Source organism: Pseudomonas sp. CAU 1711, from assembly GCF_039888625.1.
Classification (GTDB): domain Bacteria; phylum Pseudomonadota; class Gammaproteobacteria; order Pseudomonadales; family Pseudomonadaceae; genus Aquipseudomonas.
The window spans coordinates 1-6,676 of the sequence record NZ_JBDQQT010000028.1; the positions used below are offsets into that span (position 1 = coordinate 1).

Annotated in this window: 6 protein-coding genes and 1 pseudogene; 5 read left to right on the top strand and 2 right to left on the bottom strand. The window is 63.4% G+C overall.

All coding sequences use genetic code 11. The features are described from left to right. Nucleotides 1-1,599 (bottom strand): DUF6531 domain-containing protein (locus AAFN46_RS20400; RefSeq protein ID WP_347810526.1); only part of this gene is annotated, 1,599 nt, incomplete at its 3' end. A 214-nt stretch (nt 1,600-1,813) separates the two neighbouring features. Between AAFN46_RS20400 and AAFN46_RS20405 the strand changes: the two genes are divergently transcribed. From AAFN46_RS20405 to AAFN46_RS20425, 5 genes and pseudogenes are all read left to right on the top strand, one after another. Next, the gene (locus tag AAFN46_RS20405) at nt 1,814-2,986 is read left to right on the top strand and encodes a tetratricopeptide repeat protein (protein ID WP_347810527.1); all 1,173 of its coding nucleotides are present in this window, start codon (nt 1,814-1,816) and stop codon (nt 2,984-2,986) included. Between the two features lie 26 nt (nt 2,987-3,012). Next, nucleotides 3,013-3,561, top strand: coding sequence for a tetratricopeptide repeat protein (locus AAFN46_RS20410; protein WP_347810528.1), 549 nt, complete (start codon nt 3,013-3,015; stop codon nt 3,559-3,561). After that, complete coding sequence (locus AAFN46_RS20415) at nt 3,561-3,932, top strand: hypothetical protein (protein WP_347810529.1); 372 nt, start codon at nt 3,561-3,563, stop codon at nt 3,930-3,932. The genes AAFN46_RS20410 and AAFN46_RS20415 overlap by 1 nt, the downstream gene beginning before the upstream one ends. 276 nt (nt 3,933-4,208) lie before the next feature. Then, a complete protein-coding gene (locus tag AAFN46_RS20420) occupies nt 4,209-5,441 on the top strand; it encodes an MFS transporter (RefSeq protein ID WP_347810530.1) in 1,233 nt (410 codons plus the stop codon). 52 nt (nt 5,442-5,493) lie between these two features. Then, a pseudogene (locus AAFN46_RS20425) lies at nt 5,494-5,891 on the top strand (SDR family oxidoreductase); the annotation flags it as partial. A 50-nt stretch (nt 5,892-5,941) separates the two neighbouring features. On the opposite strand, the gene AAFN46_RS20430 reads toward AAFN46_RS20425, so the two are convergent. Continuing rightward, complete coding sequence (locus AAFN46_RS20430; RefSeq protein ID WP_347810531.1) at nt 5,942-6,502, bottom strand: TetR/AcrR family transcriptional regulator; 561 nt, start codon at nt 6,500-6,502, stop codon at nt 5,942-5,944. Nucleotides 6,503-6,676: the final 174 nt, after the last annotated feature.

The following is a 6,676-nucleotide window of genomic DNA, read 5'->3' on the forward strand; positions in this document are numbered from 1 at the left end:
GTTGATCGTGGTCGTGGCATTCGACAGGCCGGCACCGCTGGCATCGACCTGGGCATAGCGGGTGCTGCGCTGCAGGTTGCCACGGTAGTCGTAGACCAGCTCGGTCAGGCTGCTGCGGCTCAGGTCGCGCGCCGCCGCCCAGGCGTTCAGCTGCGCTTCGCTCGGGCCGGCCTCGGCCGTCAGCGCGCCGAGGTCATAGCGGGCATCGCCGTAGCTGCGCTCCTGGCTGCGCAGGCCCTGGCCGTTGTAGCGGTATTCGCTCACCTCGCCGCTGGCCGACAGCGCGTAGCGCAGGCGCCCGCTGGCGTCGTACACGTAGCGCTGCACCTGGGCGCTGGCCGCCGGCGGCTCGCTCCAGGAAGTGCCATTCCAGGTCGCCGGCTGGCTGTAGCGGATCTCGTTGAGCAGCTGGTTCTGCGCGTCATACACCCGGCGCAGGGTGTTGCCCAGGGCGTCGCGCTCCAGCACGCGGTTGCCGTTGCCGTCGTAATCGTAGGTGATGGCGTTGCCACGGCCGTCGGTGACCTGGGTGAGGTTGCCGTCGGCATCGTAGGCGTAACGGGTCGACAGGCGCTGACCCGCCACCGCCGGGGTGCGCACCTCGACCAGGCGCTCGGCCTCATCGTAGAAGTAGCTCCACTGCTGGTTCAGGCCATTGCTGATGTCGGTGCGGCGGTTAGCCAGGTCGTAGGCGAAGGTGGTGGTACCCGAGGCATCGGTCACCGTCTTGACCCGGTACTCACCGTCCACCAGTTCGTAGGTGAAACTCACCGTGGTGCCATCGCTCTGGCTCACGCTGGCAATGCGCAGGCTGGCGTCGTCGTAGGTGTAGCGGCTGGTGTAGACCCGGCCGTCGCTGATGCTGTTGTCGGCCGGAGTCAGGTCGGTGGTCACGCTGGCCAGGCGGCCCAAAGCGTCGTAGCCGTAGTAGACCTGCCGGCTCAGCGCGCCGCCGGCCACCTGACGGGTGTCCAGACGCTCCAGGCGCCCGGCGCCGTTGTACACCAGCACCAGCTCCTGGCCCGAGGCGTCCTTGACGCTGCTCAGCCGGCCGGCGGCGTCGTAACCGTAGTCGATGCGCGTGCCGAAGGCGTCGCTGACCTGCACCAGGCGGCCACTGGCCCCGGCATAGCGCTCCTCGCGGCGACTGCTGCCGTCGCGCCACACCCACTCGCCGCGCGCCGCGTCCCAGCTGAGGCTGTCGTGAGCACCGTCGCCGTCGCTGGATTGGTAGGTCGAGCCGTTCCAGCGGTACAGGGTCTCGTGGCCATCGCCGGTGGTGCGCAGCACGCTGCTGCCGGCGCCGTTCAGCTCGCCATTGAGGGCGACGCGGCGCTCGCCGTCCCAGCGCCAGCCGTCGCCATCGGCGTCGCCGTAACTGCCCTGGGTGTTGTAAGTGCGGGTATGCAGCAGGTCCAGCCCCACCCCCGACAGCTGACGGTCGTTGAACTGCAGCACCAGGTTGCCGTTGCTGGCATTGACCCAGGAGCGCCCACCCGCCTGGCCAAAGCCGCCCTGACCCAGCACCCCCGCGCCACCCAAGGTGTTCAGCGAGGTGTTGAACAGACCCAGTCCATTGCCGGCAATCACCGCAACCATTTCCCTTCCCCCAATCAAGTCGGCTGCAGGCGCAGCCCAATGCGTCAGCCCACCCCACCGGGGCGAATCGGCTCTGTTAAGGGCTTTATTCCAAGATTTGGGAAATAGTTAAGGGGGCGAGTGAAAAAAATTCCGTTGGGAGGGTTTCGCATGACATCCGCAAAAGCGCACGGCCATAATCCGCTCCTCTTTTGGATCTCCGGCGGCTATCAGGATGCAATCAGAAGCGCAGAGCAGGCTTGCCCGACTGCTCGACTATCTCAAGGCGGACTCAGGTAATACCAGGCTCTTGGGCGATGCTTTGGCCTTGGCTATCGAGTGCGGCGATCCATCCAGCAGTCTCGAGGTTGTCGGCTACCTGGAGGCTGGGGAGATAGCCGAGCCGCAACTGTTGGCCCAAGCGACCTATCTGTTGCTCAGACTAGGGCGCTATGCTCAGGCTGCCGAATATGGCGAGCGAGCCATCGCGGCGGGGGTCAAGCATCCTGCCGTGATTTTCAATACGGCCTTTGGCCATTTCTACAACGATGCTTTCGAGGCCGCCTCTGCGCTCCTGGAACCACTGACTGCCTCGCCAGAGTGCCCGATTGCCGCGCTGATGTTGCATGTGCGTGCTCTTGATCATCAGGAGCGCAATGAGGAGGCGGAACCCCTGGCGCTGCGAGCGGTAGCGCTCGAGCCGGAAAACCCCGAGGCATTGGGGTTATTGGCGCTTCAGCAGTTCGAGAATGACGACAATCTCGCGGCTATACGCACTGCCCAGGAGGCGTTATCCAGAGACCCCGATCAGCTGGATGCCTTGATCGCATGTGCCTCCGCGCATTTCGAGCAAGGTTCGAGCGAGGCATCCCGCAAGACCTGGATGCATACGGTCGAGGTTTATCCGGAGTGCGGTAGGGCCTGGGCCGGGCTGGGCCAGATCGAGTTCAACGATCTCAACTTCGATCTTGCGGTGGGGCACTTGCACCGTGCAGTGCGCTTCATGCCCGATCATATTGGCACCTGGCATGTTCTGGCCTGGATTCATATCTTGCGCGGGGAGAGCGAGCCGGCCCGGGCCGCCTTGCAACACGCCTATGTTCTGGATCGCAACTACAGCGAAACCCATGGTGCACTGGCGGCTTGTGATGCCTTGGATGGCAAGCCAGACGAGGCGCGTCAGGGCATACGTCGGGCTTTTAGGCTGAATCCGGACTGTAGGGCGGCCTGCTATACGCAGATGCTGTTGTTGACTCAGGAAGGTAAGCCGGAAGAGGGCAAGAAGCTCTTCCGCGAAATGCTCGCGCGAACGGCGCCCTCTGGAGCCGCGACTGGCCTCGAAATGGTCGATAAGTGGTTGGCTGCCCATCAAGGGCAACCGCAAAAGGCCCCGCCGGGGCATCATTGATTCATTTAGCTTAGGGATAAAGAGACATGCTGGACGCGGACGAGTACCTGCACCTGGCCATTAACAGCAGTCAGGCTGGCGACCACCATGCCGCATTGGAGCACTTGCATAAGGCCCTGGAGAAAGAGCCGGCCCATGTCGGGGCCCGCTATTTTCTGGCCGCGGAGCACGCGGAGCTGGGCTTGTTCGAGCGTGCCTGTGCGGAAATGCAGGAGCTGTTGATGGTGGCCCCCGAGCTGGATATCGCGCGGTTTCAGCTGGGCCTGTTGAGTTTGCAGCTGGATCGCAAGGAGAGCGCTCTGCAAGCCTTTGCGGCGCTTGTGGAGAGTGCCAGGGATGAAAGCTTGCAGTCTTTTGCCAGGGCTTACCTCAGCCTGTTGGAAGACCGCAAGGACGATGCCATTGAACAGCTGGAACAGGGGTTGCGGGACTGTGGTAACCCTGCATTGAAAGGCGATATGAGTAGAGTCCTGGCTGGTTTGAAGCAGGAAGCGCCGCCCGTCACCGATGACTCTGGCGAAGTCGCATCGCCAGTATTTCTAGGCGCCTATCGAAACTCGGATGAGACGCCCTGATGTCTCGAATCGAGCCCACGCGGCTGCATCAGATACTCACTTCGTTGGCTTCCCCCAAGGGTGAAGTCAAGGCTGAACGCAACTCATCTGGTGAGGCAAGGGCTGGTCGGGCACGCCGAGATATATCGGTGCTGCGTCGTACTTTGAAGGCTCGTCTAAAAAAGCTGCGCACTGATACTGGTGAGTTCGAGTCGGCCGCTCCGGTTATTCTGGTTCAGGAGATTCTGTGCTGGGAGTTTGGTAGCGAAATTGCTGAACATGACGCCTTCGAGAAGGCGACAATGGCAATCTCCGACGCCTTGCAGAATACTCCGGAAGCCCAAGGCTCGCTCAAGCGGCTGATAGCCAAGTTATGTGAGGAAGGCTCTTAGTTAAATCACGTCCTCGGGGTCAGGTGCCGGCCGCTTACTGGCTCCAGACTCTCAGCGGGGGGCGGCGAAGTACGCTGCTTATGTGGAGATGCCGGAGGCGGTGATAGATACGCCGTGTTTTGCCGGGTGCAGGGTGCTGCAGCCTTGGGCCCGGGCGTACTGATCGAGATTGGCGCTGCGCATGCTGGCATATCTATTCGAGTCATAAGCTGTTTGCCCGGCCAGCTTTTGCTCCGGTAGATTGCATCGCTTCCTTTCTGCTCTGGGGCTTGCGTCGTGTCCGCCGAATCGTCCGTTTACCGCCAGCCTGGCTTTCTGCCTTTTATCATCGCCCGCGTGCTGGCCATGTTTGCCGTGCAGATATTGGCGGTGGTGGTGGCCTGGCAGGTCTACGACATGACGCGCGATCCCATGAGCCTGGCCTATGTCGGGTTGGCCCAGTTCATGCCCATGCTCTTTCTGCTGTTGCCGGCCGGCGATCTGATCGACCGCTTCGATCGCAAGCGGATACTGGGCCTGAGCTGGGCCGTGGAGGCGCTCTGTGCGGCCGCTCTGCTCTGGCTGTCCGTGAGTCAGGGGCCGGTCACGGCCTTTTATCTAGTGCTGGTGTTCTATGGTTGCGCGCGGGCCTTCACCGGGCCGGCGCTTTCCAGCCTGCTGCCGCAGATCGTGCCGCGCGAGCGGCTGGCGCCGGCCATCGCGGCCAACAGCATGATAGTGCGGGCCTCGACCATCTCCGGGCCGGTGCTGGGCGGGGTGCTCTATGCGTGGGGTGGCGGTGGGCTGACCTATGCGGTGTGCCTGGCGTTCTTCATCGCCGGTGTGCTGATGCTGCCACTGGTACGGGTGCGTTTCGCCGAGGCGCGTCAGGTGCTGGAGGCGACGGCCTGGCAACGTTTCAGCGCCGGCATCCGGTTCATCCGCTCGCGGCCGATCATCCTCGGCACCATTTCGTTGGATCTGTTTGCCGTTCTGCTCGGCGGGGTGGTGGCCCTGTTGCCGATCTATGCCCAGGAGGTGCTCGAGGTGGGGCCGACCGGGTTGGGCATACTGCGCAGTGCCATGGCCATCGGCGAAGTGCTGGTGGGTTTCTATCTCAGCCTGCGGCCATTCAACCGCCATGTGGGGATGAGCATGTTCGTCGCGGTGGCGGTGTTCGGCGTGGCCAACCTGGTGTTCTCGCTGTCCAGCCTGTTCTGGTTGTCCTTCGCCGCGCTGCTGGTGGCCGGTGGGGCGGATATGGTGAGCATGTATATCCGTTCCTCGCTGATCCAATTCTCCACGCCGGATGCCATGCGTGGGCGGGTCAACGCGGTGAACATGTTGTTCATCGGCTCCTCCAACGAGCTTGGCGAGTTCCGCGCCGGCAGCAGCGCCGCATGGTTCGGCGCGGTGCCGGCGGCGGTGCTGGGCAGCCTGTGCACGCTGGGGGTGGTCGGTGCCTGGATGGCGAGCTTTCGCAGCCTGCGCAAGGTCGATCGATTCGAGGATGCGGCGCCCGGAGGCTGACTTCCGGCGTTATCGCTACCCAGGGTTCTACCTATCGCGTCAATAATCCAAAGGTCGTTGTTGAATGACGCATGTCGCCTCCGTGGTCGCGCTGGCGCAGGAGATGTTCAATGCCGTGTACAGCGCCTCCAAGGTCTATGTGCTGAGCCTGACCCAGACCTGCAGGGCGAGCTTGCCGGCGAGGGCGTGCAAGGTGCAGGCGGTGCCGCGGGCGTGCCGCGGACCGAGATCTGGGAGCGCAGCGGCCTCGACGAGAGCAGATTGCCGCCGGAGATGATCATGGAGGTGGGCGAGATGGTCGATGCCGCGCTGGTCGGTTTCGATCAGGGCGAGTCGATCACCATTCCATCGCTGCCGGATGCCGGCGACTGGCAGGCCTTCGTCGCTGCACGTGGCGCGCTGGGGTCGAATCTGTCGCGCAGCCACGCGGCGCCGCGTTACAGGCGCTGAGTCGGAGTCGAGAAAGCCCACCCTGGGAAACCACGGAGGCTCTCGCTTGCTCAGCTTGCAGTCATTTCCATCAGTTGTTGGCGAGTGTCGGCCAGCAGGCGCTTGGCCAGTTCCTCATCGGCGACGCTGCGCGACAGCACCAGGGCGCCGATCAGGGCGGACAGCACCAGGGCGCTCTCGGCCTCGGCGTTGTCGCCGCGAAGGTTGCTGGCAATCAGTTCCAGACGCTCGCGCACCACCTTGTCGGTGATCGGGCTGGGCTGGCCGTGCTGACCCAGCTCGGCGGAGATGGTCGGTAGCGGACAGCCCGCGCCGGGTGCCGCACGATGGGCATCGGAGAGGTAGCGCCCGATAAAGGCCTGCAGAGGCCGTGGGGAGCTCTCGATCTCGGCGATGCTGCCTTGCAGTTGGTCGATGCTCTGCTGCAGGGCTTTCTCGACCAGATCGTCCTTGGACTTGAAGTGGGCATAGAAGCCGCCGTGGGTCAGGCCGAGAGCCTTCATCAGCGGCTGCAGGCCGGTCGCCAGCACGCCGTCGCGGCGAAAACGCAGGGCGGCCTCGTCGAGGATGCGTTGGTAGGTCTTGGCCTTGTGGTCTTCCGGGTAGCGCATGACGGTCGGTTCCCCGTAGGAATTGGAATGCTGACCTTCATTTTACACCTTGGGAAATTCTGAAGAAGACTTCCCGAATCTGGTGAAATACGCCGATCCCGTTGCCCGAGTTTCCCGATGAAGCAGATGACCTTCGCCGATGCCGAGTACGCCGGTAAGCGCAAGCAGACCCGC